This is a genomic window from Aurantimicrobium sp. INA4 (assembly GCF_027924525.1).
Taxonomy (GTDB): Bacteria; Actinomycetota; Actinomycetes; order Actinomycetales; family Microbacteriaceae; genus Aurantimicrobium.
The window spans coordinates 620,280-640,769 of sequence record NZ_AP027040.1 but is presented as its reverse complement, the minus strand read 5'-3'; the positions used below and the strand labels follow the sequence as shown (position 1 = coordinate 640,769).

Genomic DNA, 20,490 nt, shown 5'->3' with positions numbered 1-20,490 from the left:
TTTCCCCTAATTTCCAGACCAACTAGATTCGGCAACCTCGCCGATGAAGAAAAACAGAAACAGGGCTGTGAGGACGGAGGCGAAAATAATCAACAATAATCCTCGGTCTTTGTGCTTGAGGATGGCGATCCACGAAAGAACAAGCGAAACTAGGCTCACAAGAATGAATACGGGCGCCAGAATGCCCAAAACGTTATAAGCCGTTCCAGCTGCAGGATTACTCAAGAACAGCGCTGTGATCATCGAAAGAGCAACAAGTCCTGCCGCTGTAATGATGAGCCCAAAACCCCATCGTCCCAGCTTGGTTGAGGGCATTACCGTCCTGTGAGCCATGATACGAGCCCCCTTCGCTGTGTTCTCACACTAACGCGAGGAGATTAGAAACGGTAGAGCTCCTCAGGGACTGTGAAACCAAAGATGGCCAAACCGCTATCCCAGATAACTTGGCACGCAGCTCGAAGAAGATCCAACTTGTCTTCTCCTCTGCTGACGATCACCAAATCCATGCCCTCTTTACGCACCGTGGCTCCACGGACCGTGACTGACCCGTCTTTGTTTGTTACCGGGGTGGGATAGGGCAACTGAAGCTCGCGGAGGTCCCCGAGAATATAGGTCGGACGTGACCCTGCAGGAGCTGCAAGTAGTTGCTTGGGTTGATCAATACCGGTGAGCACAAGAACTGTTTCCATTCCCGCACGATTACCACCCATGACATCGGTGTCGAGACGATCACCAATAAACAATGCAGTCTCTGGAGCTTCGGAAGTGCCGAAGCGACGGGCTGCCTCCTCGAAGATGGGAAGTTCGGGCTTACCTGCAACCCGAGGTAAACGACCAACTGCGGTGTGCACAGCAGAAACCAACGTTCCATTACCGGGGGCAACACCACGAGCAACAGGGATAGTCCAGTCCATGTTTGTGGCAACCCACGGAATGCCCTCGCCCTGTGCATCTGTGACGGTTCCGCCAAAGGCATCAGCACTGGGTCGAGCATTCAATGCAAAAGCTGCTTCTGCAAGCTGTTTCCAACCAAGCTCGGGTGAAAACCCCTGAATGACAGCAGCTGGGTTATCTTCTGCCGAGAAAGTAACGGTGTAACCGTTCTTTTCCAACTCGTAAGTCAAGCCTTCACCGCCGACAACCAAAATGGTGGACCCTGGCTCCACAACCTCAGCAAGCAGGTGCATTGCTGCTTGAGGCGAAGTCACAACGTCCTCTTCAGCACAGTCCAAACCAAGCTCACGAAGGTGAAAGGCAACACTAGCTGCTGTGCGTGAGGCATTGTTCGTGATGTAACCAACCCGAGTGCGTTCTGCGACAGAGTTAAGTGACTCAACCGCATAATCTATAGCGCCAGGACCTGCATAAACGACGCCATCGAGATCCGCCAGCACTACAGATTTACCCTCCACGGGGCTAGGACCCAAAATTGGCTGTTTCTTAGAAAACAGACTCACGCCTATTTCCCCTCTTCATCCAGGTGAGCAGTCTCCAATAGGATTTGACGAACATCATCCTCAAGAAGATCATCTGGACCAATACCTTCAGCGATGAGAGCATCTTGCTCTGCGATGCTCAGTTCAGTGTCAGATAGCTCAACTTCAGCGCTGTCTGACTCCTCGAAGGCGCCAGAGCTAATGACATCGGCCAGTGCGAGAGTCTCAACATCAAGAGGTCCTTCGCTGACCAGATCAAACTGGTCTTCTTCTAATTCTTCTTCAAATACGATGATGTCTTGTTCGTCTTCATCTGTCGAAGCAATCAACTGAGCATCGATGAGTGCCCGTTCAGCAACTTCAGCACACGTTGACCACTCGGCAGCCTCTTGGTGACGGCCCAACTCTTCTAACACCTCGGCATACGCATGGAACAATGCTGGGCTATATGTGAACGCTTTGGACGGGTCTAGTTGAGGAATTTCTAGTTCAGCTAACGCTAGATCGACCTGATCTAAATCAAGTCGTGCACCCGACATTGCTATAGCTAAGGCAACCTGTGTTGGTTCAGACAGGGTTGATTTATCAACTGAACGCCCCAGCTCCAATGCCTTATCTGGGCGTCCAACACCACGCTCAGAATCAACCATCAGCGCAATTTGTTCATTTGAACCAGAAATACGGCGGTAAGTGCGCAATTCACGTAGCGCCAGGGCAAAATCGCCTATCGCATATGCAGTAATACCCAGCGTTTCTCGAACAATCGCAATACGTCCAGCACGACGAGCAGCAGAAAGAACGTGCTGGTGCGCCAGCTCAGGATTCTCATCCATCAGTCTCACTGCCATGACTAAATGCTTGGCAACGCGCTCTGCATTCTCTTTGGTGAGGGTTTTCAGCTCATTGCGCGCTGCTTTGTCGAGCATGTCATCCGTGACATCATCATCAATCCAGGGATCTTCGTGGTGGGGGCGAACCATACGAAGCTCGCGTGCCATCCTCTGTTCTTCAGTAAGCTCAGGCTCCTCAAAACGTGGACGACGCTCGTCACGATCGCCAAAATTGCGGCCTCCAGTGCGTGGAGCACCTGCACGATCTGGGCGACCACCACGGTCTCCATAGCGTGGACGCTCGGGACGATCTCCATATGAGGGGCGGTCTTGAGACCGCTGAGGGCGATCACCGTAGGGGCGTTCATTGCGTTGTGGCCTGTCGCCATAGCTGCGCTCATTAGACCGTTGTGGCTTATCGCCATAAGAACGCTCTGTGCGTTCGGGGCGGGGACCACGATCACCGTATGCGGGACGGCCACCACGGTCATTACCTGTGCGTTCGCCACGGGGTGCACCTTGTGAACCACCGCGGCTATAACCGCCGCGTTCAGGACGGTCATTTCGGTCAGGGCGTTCACTATAGGAAGAACGCTCCCCCGAAGGACGTTGTGGTCGGTCACCACGGCCAGCACCATCACGATCCCCAAAGCGAGGACGATCAGCGCGCGGAGCACCATCACGATCGCCATAACGAGGACGCTCTCCTCGATCAGGGCGTGCTCCATAAGCAGGACGGTCACTGCGCTGAGGGCGGTCACCATAGCTTGGACGATCACCTCTGTGGGGGCGATCTCCATAGCGGGGTCGATCTTCACGATCTGGACGCGAGGCACGCTCACCATACGTGGGTTGTTCACCGCGTGATTGCCCTGGGCGACCATCACGCTGTGGACGTGAACCATCGCGTGGAACACCGTAGCGATTGGGGCGCTGTTCACGAGAACTCTCTGGGCGGTTGTTTCTGGAACCCTGGCCGTCTCGGCGGGGTCGATCAACACGTTCAGGCGTGCCGAAATCTTTATCTTCTTCGCTCATCAAAGAGTCCTCTGTGTAATTTGAACGCAGTTCACAAGACGAATTGAGAACTACGTGGTCTAGCTTAACGCAAAAGAGCCACCCGTAAAAACGGGTGGCTCTTTTACAAAGAAGTCCGGCGGTGTCCTACTCTCCCACAGGGTCCCCCCTGCAGTACCATCGGCGCTGAGAGTCTTAGCTTCCGGGTTCGGAATGTAACCGGGCGTTTCCCTCTCGCTATGGCCGCCGAAACACTATTGATGTATATCAAAGTGAAACGTGCACATACGATGTATGCGCAGTTCTCGACCGTACATCGAGAACCACTCAGTGGACGCGAACATCAGGCCACAAAACCTAGCCTTACAACAGGTTATGTGTAGTGATTATCAAATTATTGGCTTATTAGTACCGGTCAGCTCCATGGGTCTTTAGTCCCCACTTCCACATCCGGCCTATCAACGCAGTAGTCTAGCTGCGAGCCTCTCCCCCGAAGGGATGGAAATCTCATCTTGAGGCCGGCTTCCCGCTTAGATGCTTTCAGCGGTTATCCATTCCCAACGTAGCTAATCAGCGGTGCTCCTGGCGGAACAACTGACACACCAGAGGTTGGTCCGTCCCGGTCCTCTCGTACTAAGGACAGATCCTCTCAAATTTCCTGCGCGCGCAGAGGATAGGGACCGAACTGTCTCACGACGTTCTAAACCCAGCTCGCGTACCGCTTTAATGGGCGAACAGCCCAACCCTTGGGACCTACTCCAGCCCCAGGATGCGACGAGCCGACATCGAGGTGCCAAACCATGCCGTCGATATGGACTCTTGGGCAAGATCAGCCTGTTATCCCCGAGGTACCTTTTATCCGTTGAGCGACAGCGCTTCCACAAGCCACTGCCGGATCACTAGTCCCGACTTTCGTCCCTGCTCGACCTGTCAGTCTCACAGTCAAGCTCCCTTGTGCACTTACACTCGCCACCTGATTGCCAACCAGGTTGAGGGAACCTTTGGGCGCCTCCGTTACTTTTTGGGAGGCAACCGCCCCAGTTAAACTACCCACCAGGCACTGTCCCAGAACCGGATTACGGTTCATGGTTAGATGTCCAGAGTGACCAGAGTGGTATTTCAACAATGACTCCACCGACACTAGCGTGCCAGCTTCAAAGTCTCCCACCTATCCTACACAAGTCACACCGAACACCAATACCAAGCTGTAGTAAAGGTCACGGGGTCTTTCCGTCCTTCTGCGCGTAACGAGCATCTTTACTCGTAGTGCAATTTCGCCGAGTTCGCGGTTGAGACAGCTGGGAAGTCGTTACGCCATTCGTGCAGGTCGGAACTTACCCGACAAGGAATTTCGCTACCTTAGGATGGTTATAGTTACCACCGCCGTTTACTGGGGCTTAAATTCGCAGCTTCGCTTACGCTAACCGCTCCTCTTAACCTTCCAGCACCGGGCAGGCGTCAGTCCGTATACATCGTCTTGCGACTTGGCACGGACCTGTGTTTTTAGTAAACAGTCGCTTCCCACTGGTCTCTGCGGCCTTCAAACGCTTCAGGAGTAAATCCCTACACGCCTCAGGCCCCCCTTCTCCCGAAGTTACGGGGGCATTTTGCCGAGTTCCTTAACCACGATTCTCTCGATCTCCTTAGTATTCTCTACCTGACCACCTGAGTCGGTTTGGGGTACGGGTGACTAAAACCTCGCGTCGATGCTTTTCTTGGCAGCATAGGATCATCAATTTCGCTCGTGAGAGCTACCCATCGGTTCTCAGGCTTAATGAGAGACGGATTTGCCTATCTCTCGCCCTACGGCCTTAGACCGGGACAACCATCGCCCGGCTTGACTACCTTCCTGCGTCACACCTGTTAATACGCTAACCGCACCAGCATAGGGTCGTGTGCTAGGCCAGCCCGTCGTCGACCGAAGTCTCAGATCAGGTGGATTCAGACACTTAGCATTACTGGATTAGTTTGGGCGGTTTTTCGTCAGTACGGGAATATCAACCCGTTGTCCATCGACTACGCCTGTCGGCCTCGCCTTAGGTCCCGACTTACCCAGGGAAGATTAGCTTGACCCTGGAACCCTTGGTCTTCCGGAGGGGGAGTTTCTCACTCCCCTTTCGCTACTCATGCCTGCATTCTCACTCGTGTAGCCTCCACGGCTGGTTTCCACCGCCGCTTCGCTGGCCACACGACGCTCTCCTACCCATCAATACGGCTGGACCACGAAGGCCTACCAATATATATCAATGCCACAACTTCGGTGGCGTGCTTGAGCCCCGTTACATTGTCGGCGCGGAATCACTTGACCAGTGAGCTATTACGCACTCTTTCAAGGGTGGCTGCTTCTAAGCCAACCTCCTGGTTGTCACTGCAACTCCACATCCTTTTCCACTTAGCACGCGCTTTGGGACCTTAGTTGGTGGTCTGGGTTGTTTCCCTCTCGACAATGAAGCTTATCCCCCACTGTCTCACTGCTGCGCTCTCACTTACCGGCATTCGGAGTTTGGCTGACGTCAGTAACCCGGTGGGGCCCATCGGCCATCCAGTAGCTCTACCTCCGGCAAGAAACACGCAACGCTGCACCTAAATGCATTTCGGAGAGAACCAGCTATCACGAAGTTTGATTGGCCTTTCACCCCTATCCACAGCTCATCCCCTCAGTTTTCAACCTAAGTGGGTTCGGTCCTCCACGACGTCTTACCGTCGCTTCAACCTGGCCATGGATAGATCACTTCGCTTCGGGTCTAGAACATGCGACTGAAACGCCCTATTAAGACTCGCTTTCGCTACGGCTTCCCCTCACGGGTTAACCTCGCCACATATCACTAACTCGCAGGCTCATTCTTCAAAAGGCACGCTGTCACACCTACAAGGGTGCTCCAACGGTTTGTAAGCAAACGGTTTCAGGTACTATTTCACTCCCCTCCCGGGGTACTTTTCACCTTTCCCTCACGGTACTTGTCCGCTATCGGTCATCTGGGAGTATTTAGGCTTATCAGGTGGTCCTGACAGATTCACACGGGATTTCTCGGGCCCCGTGCTACTTGGGATACTTCTCGCGCCATTGCTGCATTTCGACTACGGGGTTGGCACCCTCTATGACTGGCCTTTCAAGACCATTCGTCTATACAACGTTGTAACGCTCACTGCTCGGTAGAACAGAATGAAAAGTCCCGCAACCCCGACCATGCAACTCCTACCGGATATCACACATGATCGGTTTAGCCTCTTCCGCGTTCGCTCGCCACTACTTACGGAATCACTTTTGTTTTCTCTTCCTGTGGGTACTGAGATGTTTCACTTCCCCACGTTCCCTCTACCCGCCCTATATATTCAGGCGGGAGTCACTGGGTCACCTTGCGGGCCCAGCGGGGTTTCCCCATTCGGAAATCCTCGGATCAAAGCTCGTTTATCAGCTCCCCGAGGCTTATCGCAGATTACTACGTCCTTCTTCGGCTCCAGATGCCAAGGCATCCACCGTTTGCTCTTAGAAATTTGAAATCACATGAGTTTGAATCGATTTTTCGTTATAGAAAAATTGACCAATGATCTATCGGAACGTAAATTAATTTACGCTCAATATGATCTTTGTGATTCAGAGATAAATCTCTGAATCTAAGATGCTCGCGTCCACTGTGTAGTTCTCAAAGTACGGGCGGTACCCCTCTTGTTTACGAGTGATGTAAACGAAGAAAGGTCCAGAGGTTCGTTTCACCAAGTAAAACCTGGTGTCCCGGTCCCTCAGGACCCAACAGCGTGCGTATTCAGACTCTCCTGGAGCACTGCGTTCCAAGTCCGAAGACCGTACTAACTGTGAACCATTTGGTTCTGAATCAATGTCAATGTTCCACCCATGAGCTAACCTCCTCAGAACATTCGTCTGAGTAGAGGCTCTGGAAGACCGAAGTCTCCAAATGCTCCTTAGAAAGGAGGTGATCCAGCCGCACCTTCCGGTACGGCTACCTTGTTACGACTTAGTCCTAATCACCGATCCCACCTTCGACAGCTCCTTCCTTGCGGTTAGGCCACTGGCTTCGGGTGTTACCGACTTTCATGACTTGACGGGCGGTGTGTACAAGGCCCGGGAACGTATTCACCGCAGCGTTGCTGATCTGCGATTACTAGCGACTCCGACTTCATGAGGTCGAGTTGCAGACCTCAATCCGAACTGAGACCGACTTTTTGGGATTCGCTCCACCTTGCGGTATTGCAGCCCTCTGTATCGGCCATTGTAGCATGCGTGAAGCCCAAGACATAAGGGGCATGATGATTTGACGTCATCCCCACCTTCCTCCGAGTTGACCCCGGCAGTCTCCCATGAGTTCCCACCATTACGTGCTGGCAACATAGGACGAGGGTTGCGCTCGTTGCGGGACTTAACCCAACATCTCACGACACGAGCTGACGACAACCATGCACCACCTGTATACCGACCTTACGGGGAGCGTATTTCTACGCTTTTCCGGTATATGTCAAGCCTTGGTAAGGTTCTTCGCGTTGCATCGAATTAATCCGCATGCTCCGCCGCTTGTGCGGGCCCCCGTCAATTCCTTTGAGTTTTAGCCTTGCGGCCGTACTCCCCAGGCGGGGAACTTAATGCGTTAGCTGCGACACAGAATCCGTGGAATGGACCCTACATCTAGTTCCCAACGTTTACGGCGTGGACTACCAGGGTATCTAATCCTGTTCGCTCCCCACGCTTTCGCTCCTCAGCGTCAGTAATGGCCCAGAGATCTGCCTTCGCCATCGGTGTTCTTCCTGATATCTGCGCATTCCACCGCTACACCAGGAGTTCCAATCTCCCCTACCACACTCTAGTTTGCCCGTACCCACTGCAGGCCCGAGGTTGAGCCTCGGGATTTCACAGCAGACGCGACAAACCGCCTACGAGCTCTTTACGCCCAATAATTCCGGACAACGCTTGCACCCTACGTATTACCGCGGCTGCTGGCACGTAGTTAGCCGGTGCTTTTTCTGCAGGTACCGTCACTTTCGCTTCTTCCCTACTAAAAGAGGTTTACAACCCGAAGGCCGTCATCCCTCACGCGGCGTTGCTGCATCAGGCTTGCGCCCATTGTGCAATATTCCCCACTGCTGCCTCCCGTAGGAGTCTGGGCCGTGTCTCAGTCCCAGTGTGGCCGGTCACCCTCTCAGGCCGGCTACCCGTCGTCGCCTTGGTGAGCCGTTACCTCACCAACTAGCTGATAGGCCGCGAGTCCATCCTTGACCGAAATTCTTTCCACCCCCTGGCGATGCCGCCGAGGGTCGTATCCGGTATTAGCTACCATTTCTAGCAGTTATCCCAGAGTCAAGGGCAGGTTACTCACGTGTTACTCACCCGTTCGCCACTAATCCGCCGGAGCAAGCTCCGGGTTCATCGTTCGACTTGCATGTGTTAAGCACGCCGCCAGCGTTCGTCCTGAGCCAGGATCAAACTCTCCGTAAAAGATTGATAGCCACCGGCTAAAAGCTAGTGGCAAATCTATTTATGTGACATTCCCCGGAATAAGGGCGAATGTCACGAGTTTGAAACTGACAAAACAGAACAGTCATTGCTGACATGTTTTGTTGTCTAATTTTTTTCCAAAGGAATCCGTACATCAACAAAAGTTGATGCCGGGTTTTGGCATTTGACATTGTGCACGCTGTTGAGTTCTCAAGGATCGGGCGCTCCTACTCCAATTCTTTTCAGAACCGGTTTAGGGCAACTGTCCTAACCTACCATCAAAAACGATCTTGTCAAACTCATCACCGGAGAGTCATGGACTCTCAGGCTGCCGTTCGCAACATCGCGTTACATGATGGATTTTCATCCAGATAGTTACCAAGTGTTCGCCATGGCGTTTTCTCAAAGTAACTGAGATGGTCCCGCTTGAGGGTGGAAGCTCTGAGGCATTCCGCACCTTTGGGGTGACAAGTGACTACATTACGGGTTTATTACGATCCCAGCAAATCTCTGTGGCATCCCGGGCGTGTCGCACCTCAAGTGAGCTACAGGGCAGGTTTCAGCTGCTTTCCAGCCGTAACTACTGTGGCACGGGCAAGGGAAACAAGAGCATCCAGGGTGGGGAAATCATGCTCAATCTGCCGCTCAGGAACGGAAAGTTCCGTACAGGCCAGAATAAGAGCATCTGCGCCAGAAGCCATTCCCTCAGCAAGCATGTCGCTATACAACGAATGCTCAGTAGGAATACCTGCTTTGACGCGGTCAAAGATGACGGTATCCACGAGCTTCTGGCCTTCCTCACTCACATCCACCAGAGTCAGCCCTGCCTTTTCGACAGCGGGGGCATAAACACCAGTTTGAGCGGTTCCTCGTGTTCCCAAAACACAGACAGTTCGCGCCTCAGGGTAGCGTTCGCGCAGGCTATCAACGGCCAACTCCAGCATGTTGAGCACAGGAACAGGTGAGGCAGCCTGTAATTCTTCAAAAAAGTAATGTGCGGTGTTGCACGGAATTGCGATTGCTGTGGCCCCACGCTCCCCCAGTGTCTGTATGTCCTGAATGAGGTCAGGTAGAGGCGAGGGCTGAGAGCGGTCCAAGATGTATGCGGTGCGGTCGGGAATCGAACAATGCATTACACAATCCAGGTCAACATGTTCTTGATCAGTTGAGGCCTGTGTGTTTTCGACCACCATAGACAAGTAGGTAATTGTTGCATCGGGACCCATGCCCCCAAGCACACCAATGAGGTTGGTCATTTCTAAACCCCTTCGGTGTTAGCTGAGCGTGCCGTGAAGTAACGGCGGTAACTCTGAAAATACCGCATGTCCATCCGCAACAGGATCAGCCAGCGCATGAGATTCATATCCTTGGCATATCGCAGCGTTGTTCCCCACTTGCCAGTGCGGATTAACGCTTGTGCACGTTTTTTCTCATCGGCAGATTGCACGTACTTCAAAAACACTCGCTTGGGGATTTGCATCCATAAACTCTCGTGATCTCCATAGACAGTCGTTGATTGTCGACCAAATACTCGATCCTCGACAAGGTAGCGAGCCAGGTTATAGCCAGCCAGGGTAACAAAAAAGCTGCTGCGCCCTTGGCGAGGGTTCAACTCAAATAGCTTGTAGCTTCCATCCCGCGCGTCAAACTTCATGTCGAAGTTCGCGAAACCGACATACCCGATGCCCTGCAGGAACTTCTGAATCTGAGCGTAAACCTCCTGATTGGAGCTACTTCGGATGACGGTGTAGTTCCCCACCATATCTGGGGCATGATCTTCCAGCAGAGGGTTTCCCAAACACATCATTCGCACCGTGGAGGTGGCATCGACATACGCGTTAAGAACACGCATATGAGAATCATCTCCAGGTATGTATTCCTGGAGAACTAACGTGTCTGTATATCCGTGGGCATAGATTTCTCGCACAATGTGACGAACTTCATCTGCGCTATCGAGAATGTACGCCTTCTTGCGACCCTCAAACTTCACGTCAAGATAAGACACCGAATCTGACGGCTTGAGAGCAACAGGGAAACTAAACGGAATCTCAAGGGCATCAACATCTCGCGCGTCCTGGGCAGTAATGATGCGCGTGGCTGGGTGGGCAATGCCGTGTGCGGCACACAGCTCATAAAAGCGAGCTTTATTCACCAGTGACTCAAGAAGATCGTGTGGTGGCGTTGCAACGATAAAGAATTCGCTGAGTTCTTTCTGGAAGCGGGAAACCAACTCTGCATAGCTATCCCCGCAGGGAACAAGCACAAGCTTGTCGTGTTTCGTTGAAAGTTCTTTGCCCTGTTCGAGGACGATGGCCAAAAAAGCTTCTGGATCAGCAAGTGATTCATGAACCTGCACGGTAACAATCTTGCTGTAGCGAGTGGGCGCCAAAGGAAAGGACGCCAAGGCAAGAGACTTCACGCCATATTCCTCATGGAAGGAGCGAGCCATGCCATATGCATTGATATCGCTGCCGAGGAGCACAGGCAGAAAGGTGAGCTGTTCCATGAGTTAGGCAGCCTTCTGAGCTGCTTGTGCTCCTTCAGCGAAGTACTGGTCAAACCAGAGCACGAAGCAGTAGATGGACCAAATCTTTTGCATGTTGGAAACTTTGCCCGAGACGTGGTCGGCAAGCATCTTCTGCAAGAAATCATTGTTGAAGAAATGACGAGCCGTTGTTGAGTCAAAGACAGCGGAAATCTTCGCTGCATATTCCGGTTGCCGCATCCATTCGAACAGTGGCGACGGGAATCCAATCTTGGGGCGGTTTGAAACTTGTGGTGGCAGCACAGATGCTGCCGCTCTGCGCAGAGCAATTTTGCCTTGGTGGGGAACAACGCGAGTGTTCTCCGGCAGGGTCATGGCTAGTTCCAGCATTTTTTTGTCCAAGAAGGGAACACGCAATTCAAGAGAGTTAGCCATAGACATGCGGTCTGCTTTGAGCAGAATGTCGTAGATCAACCAGGTGTACATATCTACGTATTGCATCTGGGTTACATCATCGAGATCGCTGACGTGATTAAAGAGCGACTTTGACAGCGTTGCCGTATCAAAGTTCAAACTGGGATCACGAAGCAACTGCGAGCGCTCTGCTTCATTGAAGACATAGTCGATACGGAAGTAACGCTTATACAGTGGCTGCCCACCGCGAATCAGAAAGCGGCGGCCTTTGACCTTGGGGAACTTTGCCGCGAACTTTGACAGACCCGAGCGTATAGAGAACGGCAGCTTAAGATAAGCGCGCATTGAGCCAGGCTCGTTGTAATGGTTGTAGCCACCAAAGAGTTCATCTGCTCCTTCGCCAGAGAGCACAACCTTGACATCTTTGCTGGCTTCTTTGGCGACGAAATACAGGGGCACAGCACTGGGGTTCGACAGGGGCTCATCCATGAACCACTGAATATCTGCAGCAGCACCAAAGAAGTCCTCAGGACCCATTGTGGAAGCTTTGTTCTGAATCCCAGTCTGCTCAGCAAAAGAAGAGGAATATGGCAGCTCACTCCACTGGGAGTTTTCATAGCCCACCGAGTAGGTGCGCAGAGGTGTCAACAAGTTGGCTTGATATGCCACGTAGCTGGAGTCAACACCTGAAGATAGGAAGCTTCCCACCTCGACGTCGGCAATCATGTGTGCCTGAACGGATTCGACGAACTGTTCACGAATACGCGTCGTCGCCTGTTCGAGAGTGATGTTCGGATCTATGTTGAAATCGATTTCGTGATACCTGCGAATTGTGAGGTCTCCGTCGGCATAACGGAATGAGTGCCCCGGCAACAGTTTGTAAACGTTGTCAAAGAATGTGCGGTGATCAGGAATATATTCAAAGCTCAAATACGCCGGAAGAAGCTCAGCATTGAATCGTTTGGTGAAGTCTGGGTGTTTGAGAAATGACTTGATCTCACTACCAAAGAGGAAGGTTGCCCCCTCTTTGAAGTAGTAGAAGGGTTTGATGCCGAAGATATCCCGTGCACCAAAAAGCTCACCGGTGACGTGGTCAAAAATAACGAAAGCAAACATTCCGCGCAGGTGTGTGGGTAGTTCATTACCCCATTCGACGTATCCGTGCAGTAACGTCTCGGTGTCTGAGTTGGTGGCAAAAACGTAGCCTTTAGCCTCGAGCTCAGTACGTAATTCTTGGTAGTTGTAAATCTCGCCGTTGAAGACGACGGTGTAGTCACCTTCTGCCCTAGTCATGGGCTGGTGACCGCCTTCGAGGTCGATAATGGACAGTCGGCGGAATCCGAGTGCAATGCGGTCGTTGACAAAGTAGCCGTCGTCGTCTGGTCCGCGGTGCACGATCTGATCAGACATGTCACGGATTACAGCCGCGTTGTCGCGTGTGGTGTTTGTCACCACAAAGCCGTTAAATCCACACATGTTTCAACCCTACCCAGCTACCGTCGGCAGATACCGGAGGCAAACCGAGAATGAAATTACTCAGCAAAGACTCCAGCTAGGGTCTTTTTTCCACGGCGCAATACTGCCATTCCACTGGGAAGGACGTGTCCTTCGATCAGTTCATCCTCTGCCTCGATTTTGTTGTTGTTGAGGTAGACGCCACCTTCAGAGATGGAGCGACGAGCCGCACCCAAGCTCTGCGACAAACCTGTGTCCACTAATAACTGTGCAACGGGAGTGTTCTTTGGTGTGGTGGTGTGCGGAAGTTCACGCAGTGCCGCCTCGAGGGTTTGCGCATCAAGTTCGGCTAAATCACCTTGCCCGAACAAAGCTGCAGCAGCTGCAATCGCTGCCTGAGTAGCCTGTTCTCCATGAACGAGGCTGGTTACTTCTAGAGCAAGTCGACGCTGAGCTGCACGCTTGAAAGGCTCTTGCTCAACTTGCTGGGCAAGCTCCTCAATTTCTGCGCGGGTGAGGAAAGTAAAGACCTTGATGCGGTCAATCACATCTGCATCGTCTGTGTTCAGCCAGAACTGGTAGAACGCATAGGGCGATGTCATCGACGCGTCGAGCCAGACTGCGTTGCCCTCGCTCTTACCAAACTTGGTTCCATCGCTGTTGGTAATCAGCGGCGTACCAATAGCGTGCACGCTCTTGCCTTCGGCACGGTGAATCAGGTCAGTGCCACTGGTGAGGTTTCCCCACTGGTCACTACCACCGGTCTGCAGAACACAGTCATAGTTTCGGTAGAGCTCAAGGAAATCCATTCCTTGCAGGATTTGGTAACTGAATTCGGTGTAGCTAATGCCTGCTTCAGAATTCAGTCGTGCTGAAACAGCATCCTTCTTCAGCATGGTTCCCACGCGGTAGTACTTACCAATATCACGCAGGAAATCAATTGCAGAAAGTGGTGCTGTCCAGTCCAGGTTGTTCACCATGCGAGCAGCATTTGCTCCCTCAAAACTCAGGAACTTAGAAATCTGCGAGGTGAGATAACCAACCCACTCATTGACGGTTTCTTTGGTGTTGAGTGTGCGCTCTGCCGTAGGGCGTGGATCTCCCACTAAGCCTGTTGAACCGCCAACAAGACCCAGAGGCTTATGTCCGGCTAGCTGAATGCGACGGAGCAGCAACAGTTGCACCAGGTTACCTAAGTGCAGTGATGGCGCAGTGGGATCAAAACCGCAGTAGTAGGTAATGGGAGGACCCTGGAAAAGTTTCTTCAGCTCGTCTGCATCGGTAGAGACGTGAATGAGTCCACGCCACACAAGCTCATCCCAGAGGGTATCGAAGCTGGAATCATTTCTTTGAGTTTCGAGTGACAATTACAGCCCTAACGCCTTGTTGAGATCTTTCACACGCTCGGTGAGCGTCCCCAGCTGAATGGCTACTTGTGCTGGAGCAGTTCCGCCTACACCGTTACGGCTGTTCACAGAGCCTTCGATGGTCAACACGGAGCGGACTTCAGGAGTGAGATGGGGGCTCACGCTCTGGTAGTCAGCATCAGTTGGTTCGTGAAGTTCGAGGCCTCGACTTTCACAAAATTGAACCAGTTCGCCGGAGATTTCATGTGCATCACGGAAGGCAACACCCTGTTTCACAAGCCACTCAGCAACATCTGTTGCCAGCGAGAATCCTTGCGGTGCAAGTTCTGCCATCCGCTCAGTATTGAAGGTGAGGGTTGCCACCATTCCCGTGAAGGCAGGAAGTAACACTTCGAGTGTTTCCACCGAATCAAAAACCGGTTCTTTGTCTTCTTGCAAGTCACGGTTGTAGGCCAAAGGCAAGCCTTTGAGTGTGGCAAGCAAGCCGGTGAGGTTTCCAATCAATCGACCAGATTTGCCTCGAGCCAATTCGGCAATGTCTGGGTTCTTCTTCTGAGGCATGATGGATGACCCTGTTGAGTACCCATCGTGCAGCTTCACAAAATCAAACTCACGGGTATTCCAAATTATGATCTCTTCGGACAGCCGTGAAAGGTTAATCCCGATCAACGAGGCGATGAAAGCAAACTCAGCAACGACATCACGGCTTGCCGTGGCATCTATGGAGTTCTCTGTTGGACCAGATAACCCCAGTTCAGTGGCGACAAGTTGAGGATCCAGTCCTAATGAACCACCTGCAAGCGCTCCGGAACCGTAGGGCGATTGTGAAGCACGTGCGCTCCAATCGGACAGACGTTCAAGATCACGAACAAGTGGCCAGGCGTGCGCCAGGAGTTGGTGCGCCAACAAAACTGGCTGTGCATGCTGGAGGTGGGTACGACCAGGCATAATTGCTGCAGGATGCGCAGCGGCCTGCCCGGCAATCGCGTCAATGAGCTGCGTGAGTTCATGTGCGATCGTGCGTGAGTGATCGAGCAAGTACAGACGAACTAGGGTTGCAATCTGGTCATTGCGGCTTCGGCCCGCACGCAGCTTGCCACCGACCTCAATTCCAGCAATGTCAATGAGACCGCGCTCAAGCGCCGAGTGAACATCCTCATCGCTTTCCAGCGCGACAAAATCCCCAGCTGCAACCTCGGCACGAAGCTGTTCAAGAGAGTCAATCATGACGCGAAGTTCATCAGCGGTGAGGTAGCCCGCTGCATTGAGAGCTTTTGCATGTGCCACTGAGCCACTGATGTCGTAATCCGCCAATGCCCAATCGAAGTGGGTTGATTTGCTCAGTTTTTGAAGTTCAGGTGAGGGTCCAGAGGCGAAGCGACCACCCCAAAGCGCTCCGGCTTCCCCAGCTCGGTTTGCGGCGTTATGTGAGGCAGTCATGATTTCAATTCTATGGGAGCAGAACTAGTGCATTGCGGAGACAAGAGTGTGGGTGAGCGCTTCGATCAGAAGTGCAATAGAAATAACCACGACAAAAGCTAAACCCATAAGAACGCGCCACCACCACACGCGCCCACGAGACCATGCGACGAGATATCCGAGCACTCCAGCAAGAATCTGAATTGCACGCGCAGTCCACTCCACCGCTTGGGTATAGGTGATCACCTCAAAGCTGTAAATCAGCGAAGGGATCAGCGCAGGAACAACCCACATTGCCATCCACATCATTGCCTTGAGTTCAGACCGCACCACATACCCGAATGAATGGTCTTTCGCGCTGAGAACATGTTGTCCCAAGAACAGCTCTGCCAGAAAGTGAACAATCAAAATAGTGATCGTTGTAGCAAGGACACTAATGAACATTCCTTCTGGCTCAACCGATTCAGGAAAGACAAGGACCAAAGCGCCAATGAGTACCCAGGCAACAGCCACTCCCGGGACCACCGGAAGCTTAAAACGTTGAGCTGTTTCTGTTTGGGTCATTAGCTGTGTTGAAGTAACCACGTCAGCAAAGCCTTTTGAGCATGTAGGCGGTTTTCTGCCTCATCCCAAATAACACTCTGTGGGCCATCAATGACTTCTTGGGCAACTTCGTAACCCCGGTATGCAGGCAGGCAGTGCAAGAAGATAGCGGAAGCATCAGCCTGCGCCATCAAAGCAGAGTCAACTTGGTACGCACTGAAATCTTTCACGCGCTTTGCTTTTTGATCCTCTTGCCCCATCGACACCCACGTGTCAGTCACAACAACATCAGCGCCAGAAACGGCAACCTGTGCATCTTCGGAAACCAGAACTGTTGCACCGGTTGTCGCAGCGATAGCTTCCGCGTCTGCAACAATCTGAGAATCAGGCAGGTAACCTGCTGGGGCACCAATGCGAACATGCATTCCTGCTGTTGCACACGCCAGCAAATAAGAGTGTGCCATGTTGCTACTTCCATCACCAACGAAAGCAACTGTCAGACCCTGAAGAGCCCCTTTGTGCTCACGAATCGTGAGCAAATCAGCTAACAACTGGCAGGGGTGAAACTCATCACTGAGCGCATTGACCACGGGGACAGTTGTTCCTGCCGCCATTTCCTCTAAACCTTTTTGAGAGAATGTGCGCCACACAATTGCAGAAACCATTCGCTCGAGAACGCGAGCAGTATCAGAAATAGATTCTTTGGCACCAAGCTGGCTCGAACCCGAATCCATGATGAGAGGAACACCACCCAAGTCGGCAATGCCCACGGCAAAAGAAACTCTGGTGCGCGTCGAGGTCTTATCAAAAATCACTGCCACGGTCTGCGGCCCTTCAAGGGGGCGTTCACTGTAGGGGCTCTGCTTAAGAGCTGCAGCTAGATCGAGAATCTCTTCCTGCTGGGCCGGCGTCACATCATCATCGCGAAGGAAATGTTTGGTCATGAGGCCACTACTTCCGTTCCAGAACCAGTCTGGGTAAAGATTTCGAGCAAAATCGAGTGCGGGTTGCGCCCATCAATAATGGCTGCCTTAGGAACTCCCCCATCAACGGCTTCTAAACAGGCAGCCATCTTTGGAATCATGCCTGATTCAAGAGATGGCAGTAGTGCTCGTAGCTCATCCGCAGTGATTTCCGAGACCAAGGAATCCGTGTTCGGCCAATCGCTATACAGTCCGGCCACATCGGTCAGAATGACCAACTTGGCAGCACCAAGGGCAACAGCCAACGATGCAGCGGCCGCATCAGCATTCACGTTGAGAGACTGACCTGGGGTGTCCTTATCAGGAGCGATGGAAGAAACAACAGGGATACGGCCAGCATCGATGAGCGCATGAACTGCCTCAGGATCCACATCAACCACGTCTCCTACAAGACCGAGGTCAACCATTTCGCCGTCGATTTCAACACCGCGACGCTCGCCGACAAACAGCCCTGCATCTTCACCCGAGATTGATGCAGCAAGCGGACCATGTTCGTTCATGTGGCCAACTAAATCACGAGAAACTTGGCCAGTGAGCACCATGCGCACAACATCCATTGCTTCAGGACTGGTCACACGATATCCGCCGCGGAATTCACTTTCGATACCCAAACGCTCGAGCATCTTGGTGATCTGGGGGCCGCCACCGTGCACAACGACGGGCTTAATTCCGACGGTGCGCAGATACACCATGTCTTCGGCAAAAGCGCGGGTGAGCTCTTCGCTGACCATGGCGTTGCCGCCAAACTTCACCACGATGATCTGATCATTGAACTTCTTGAGCCACGGCAGGGACTCAATCAGCGTGGCAGCTTTGATGGTTGCGGCGGCGTCTTCTTCACGCATTTGGGTCATAACAAAATCCTTGAATTCTTTAGCTCGCGTAGGCGCTGTTTTCGTGCACGTAATCGTGGGTGAGATCATTAGTCCAAATTGTGGCAGAGGCAGGGCCACTGTGGAGTTCGATGCGAATATCTACTTCACGAGGTGTGAGATCAACTAATTCACGTGACTGATCAGGCTCACCAGAGGTGCACACCTGCACTCCGTTGAAGCTGACATCGATGTTGTAGGGGTCAAAGACCGCCGAGGTAGTTCCCACCGCAGCTAGAACTCGTCCCCAGTTAGGGTCGTTACCGAAAATGGCTGCCTTGAACAGGTTGGAACGGCTGACTGCACGTGCGACATCTACAGCATCCTCTTCCGAGACCGCGCCAGAAACCGTGATGTGAATGTTGTGACTGGCGCCTTCTGCATCGCGTTGGAGTTGGAGGGCCAAATCACGACAGAGTTCGGTCAGACGTGCCGTAAATTCCGAGATTTCAGGTTCAACACCCGATGCTCCCGAAGCAAGCAACGTTACTTGGTCATTGGTGGACATACATCCGTCTGAGTCCAGACGGTCAAAGGTGACACGTGTTGATGCACGCAGTGCAGTGTCGAGTTGTTCACTGGTCAAGACCGCGTCTGTCGTGATGACGACCAGCATGGTGGCCAAGCCCGGGGCCAACATGCCGGCACCTTTGGCCATACCGCCGATGGTGTAACCCGCACCGATTGAAACCGAGAGCTTTGGAACAGAATCAGTGGTCATGATGGCTTCGGCAGCATCGATTCCGGCCTGCTCGGTTGTTCCGGCATCTGAGAGAACAACGAGCCCAGCATCCCAGACCCCGGTCTTGAGCTTGTCAAGGTCAAGCTGTTCTCCGATGAGACCGGTAGAACACACGAGAACATCTCCTGCGGAAACTTCCAGCCGTTCAGCGACAGCCTCTGCGGTCTCATGAGTAGTCTGGAAGCCGCGCGCACCGGTGTAGCAGTTTGCCCCGCCAGAGTTCAAGACAATCGCTTCCACTACAGGATCAGCCATGACCTGCTGGCTCCACAAAATGGGGTTAGCTTTGCAGCGGTTGGAGGTAAACACAGCAGCTGCAGATTTCAGTGGTCCAAGATTGCGCACCATGGCGAAATCTTTCTTACCGGTGGACTTCAACCCACACACCACACCTGCGGCGCTAAAGCCTGCTGCAGCGGTTACGCTCACGGGGCTACTCCATTCGTGGTCAAACCAGTGGTTTCTTCAATACCTAAAGCAATATTTGCCGACTGGATGGCTGCTCCGGCTGTTCCCTTGGTGAGGTTATCCAAGGCACTAATGACGACGACACGGCCTGCGTTTTCATCCAAGGCCAGGCCCATCAAACAGGTGTTGGCGCCCAGAGTGTCTGCGGTGCGAGGGAATTCGCCGAGAGGGAGAACCTGGACAAATGGCTCAGTGGCATACGCTGCACTCCATGCTGCATGCAACTTCTCCAAAGTGACGCCTGGTTTCACACGCGCGGTTGTTGTGGCCAAAATGCCGCGAGCCATTGGAACGAGCACGGGTGTCATGGACACGGATGCTTCAACAGCACCTGCCTTGCGCAGATTTTGTTCAATTTCAGGGGTGTGACGGTGGGTGCCGCCGACGGAATATGCCGACGCCGATCCCATAATTTCGCTGGCAAGCAAGTTCACTTTCACAGATTTACCTGCACCAGAGGGCCCCACGGACAAGACGGAGACAATGTCTACTGCTTCAATGAGATCTGCCTTCACACCGGGGGCGATAGCCAAAGAAATGGCCGACGCATTACACCCTGGCGCAGCAATGCGCTTGGTTCCCACCAAATAGTCACGTTGTGATCCAGAAGACAGTGGTAGCTCAGGAATGCCATAGGTCCAGGCAGAGTTGAACTCTCCCCCGTAGAACGCATCCCAGTCTTCTTTGTCTTCAAGACGGTGATCAGCACCACAGTCAATGACCAGAGTCTCAGCGTTGAGCTGTGCGGCCAGGGCACCAGAGGAGCCGTGAGGCAGTGCAAGAAAAACGACATCGTGGCCGGAAAGAATTTCCGCGGTGGTGTCCTGCAAAACGAGATTGCCATAGCTGCGTAGATGAGGCTGCACATCAACCAGACGCTGGCCAGCATTGGAGTGAGCTGTAACCGTGCGCACCTCAAACTCGTGGTGGTCTGCGAGCAGACGAAGTACCTCGCCACCGGCATAACCGCTGGCTCCAGCAATGGCAACCGAGTATGTCATTAGATAACTCTA

13 protein-coding genes and 3 rRNA genes are annotated in these 20,490 nt (G+C 52.8%); all 16 read right to left on the bottom strand.

Annotated features, from left to right (window positions below; translation table 11 throughout):
* Positions 1–6: 6 nt before the first annotated feature.
* Positions 7–333, bottom strand: coding sequence for a hypothetical protein (locus tag AINA4_RS03225; RefSeq protein ID WP_281787497.1), 327 nt, complete (start codon positions 331–333; stop codon positions 7–9).
* 44 nt (positions 334–377) lie between these two features.
* A complete protein-coding gene (locus tag AINA4_RS03220; RefSeq protein ID WP_281787496.1) occupies positions 378–1,457 on the bottom strand; it encodes an HAD-IIA family hydrolase in 1,080 nt (359 codons plus the stop codon).
* A gap of 2 nt (positions 1,458–1,459) precedes the next feature.
* A complete protein-coding gene (locus tag AINA4_RS03215; RefSeq protein ID WP_281787495.1) occupies positions 1,460–3,304 on the bottom strand; it encodes a hypothetical protein in 1,845 nt (614 codons plus the stop codon).
* A 113-nt stretch (positions 3,305–3,417) separates the two neighbouring features.
* A 5S ribosomal RNA gene (gene rrf, locus AINA4_RS03210) occupies positions 3,418–3,534 on the bottom strand.
* A 134-nt stretch (positions 3,535–3,668) separates the two neighbouring features.
* A 23S ribosomal RNA gene (locus tag AINA4_RS03205) occupies positions 3,669–6,784 on the bottom strand.
* Between the two features lie 424 nt (positions 6,785–7,208).
* Positions 7,209–8,729: ribosomal RNA gene (locus AINA4_RS03200) — 16S ribosomal RNA — on the bottom strand.
* The 16S, 23S and 5S rRNA genes sit together here, the layout of an rRNA operon.
* Positions 8,730–9,274: 545 nt before the next feature.
* Positions 9,275–9,985 carry an amino acid racemase gene (locus AINA4_RS03195; RefSeq protein ID WP_281787494.1) on the bottom strand — a complete coding sequence of 237 codons (711 nt, stop codon included), beginning with the start codon at positions 9,983–9,985 and terminating at the stop codon, positions 9,275–9,277.
* Between the two features lie 2 nt (positions 9,986–9,987).
* Positions 9,988–11,235: a hypothetical protein gene (locus AINA4_RS03190; protein WP_281787493.1), complete on the bottom strand. Its 1,248-nt coding sequence runs from the start codon at positions 11,233–11,235 to the stop codon at positions 9,988–9,990.
* Between the two features lie 3 nt (positions 11,236–11,238).
* Positions 11,239–13,104: an asparagine synthase (glutamine-hydrolyzing) gene (gene asnB / locus AINA4_RS03185; protein ID WP_281787492.1), complete on the bottom strand. Its 1,866-nt coding sequence runs from the start codon at positions 13,102–13,104 to the stop codon at positions 11,239–11,241.
* A 56-nt stretch (positions 13,105–13,160) separates the two neighbouring features.
* Entirely contained in the window at positions 13,161–14,450 is a 1,290-nt protein-coding gene (tyrS, locus tag AINA4_RS03180) for a tyrosine--tRNA ligase (protein ID WP_281787491.1), read from the bottom strand.
* On the bottom strand, positions 14,451–15,890 hold the full coding sequence (gene argH, locus AINA4_RS03175; protein ID WP_281787490.1) for an argininosuccinate lyase: 1,440 nt from the start codon (positions 15,888–15,890) through the stop codon (positions 14,451–14,453).
* A gap of 24 nt (positions 15,891–15,914) precedes the next feature.
* A complete protein-coding gene (locus tag AINA4_RS03170; protein ID WP_281787489.1) occupies positions 15,915–16,433 on the bottom strand; it encodes a hypothetical protein in 519 nt (172 codons plus the stop codon).
* On the bottom strand, positions 16,433–17,356 hold the full coding sequence (argF, locus tag AINA4_RS03165; protein ID WP_281787488.1) for an ornithine carbamoyltransferase: 924 nt from the start codon (positions 17,354–17,356) through the stop codon (positions 16,433–16,435). Before argF ends, AINA4_RS03170 begins: the two co-directional genes overlap by 1 nt.
* Positions 17,353–18,249 carry an acetylglutamate kinase gene (gene argB, locus AINA4_RS03160; RefSeq protein WP_281787487.1) on the bottom strand — a complete coding sequence of 299 codons (897 nt, stop codon included), beginning with the start codon at positions 18,247–18,249 and terminating at the stop codon, positions 17,353–17,355. The genes argF and argB overlap by 4 nt, the downstream gene beginning before the upstream one ends.
* A gap of 19 nt (positions 18,250–18,268) precedes the next feature.
* The gene (gene argJ, locus AINA4_RS03155; protein ID WP_281787486.1) at positions 18,269–19,438 is read right to left on the bottom strand and encodes a bifunctional glutamate N-acetyltransferase/amino-acid acetyltransferase ArgJ; all 1,170 of its coding nucleotides are present in this window, start codon (positions 19,436–19,438) and stop codon (positions 18,269–18,271) included.
* Positions 19,435–20,478 carry an N-acetyl-gamma-glutamyl-phosphate reductase gene (gene argC / locus AINA4_RS03150; RefSeq protein WP_281787485.1) on the bottom strand — a complete coding sequence of 348 codons (1,044 nt, stop codon included), beginning with the start codon at positions 20,476–20,478 and terminating at the stop codon, positions 19,435–19,437. Before argC ends, argJ begins: the two co-directional genes overlap by 4 nt.
* Positions 20,479–20,490: the final 12 nt, after the last annotated feature.

Excerpts from the sequence above, each read along its gene's own strand:
- argH (WP_281787490.1), bottom strand. The coding sequence starts at position 15,890 with ATGACTGCCTCACATAACGCCGCAAACCGAGCTGGGGAAGCCGGAGCG.
- asnB (WP_281787492.1), bottom strand. The coding sequence starts at position 13,104 with ATGTGTGGATTTAACGGCTTTGTGGTGACAAACACCACACGCGACAAC.
- AINA4_RS03215 (WP_281787495.1), bottom strand. The coding sequence starts at position 3,304 with ATGAGCGAAGAAGATAAAGATTTCGGCACGCCTGAACGTGTTGATCGA.
- AINA4_RS03225 (WP_281787497.1), bottom strand. The coding sequence starts at position 333 with ATGGCTCACAGGACGGTAATGCCCTCAACCAAGCTGGGACGATGGGGT.
- argF (WP_281787488.1), bottom strand. The coding sequence starts at position 17,356 with ATGACCAAACATTTCCTTCGCGATGATGATGTGACGCCGGCCCAGCAG.
- argC (WP_281787485.1), bottom strand. The coding sequence starts at position 20,478 with ATGACATACTCGGTTGCCATTGCTGGAGCCAGCGGTTATGCCGGTGGC.
- argB (WP_281787487.1), bottom strand. The coding sequence starts at position 18,249 with ATGACCCAAATGCGTGAAGAAGACGCCGCCGCAACCATCAAAGCTGCC.
- AINA4_RS03195 (WP_281787494.1), bottom strand. The coding sequence starts at position 9,985 with ATGACCAACCTCATTGGTGTGCTTGGGGGCATGGGTCCCGATGCAACA.
- AINA4_RS03190 (WP_281787493.1), bottom strand. The coding sequence starts at position 11,235 with ATGGAACAGCTCACCTTTCTGCCTGTGCTCCTCGGCAGCGATATCAAT.
- AINA4_RS03170 (WP_281787489.1), bottom strand. The coding sequence starts at position 16,433 with ATGACCCAAACAGAAACAGCTCAACGTTTTAAGCTTCCGGTGGTCCCG.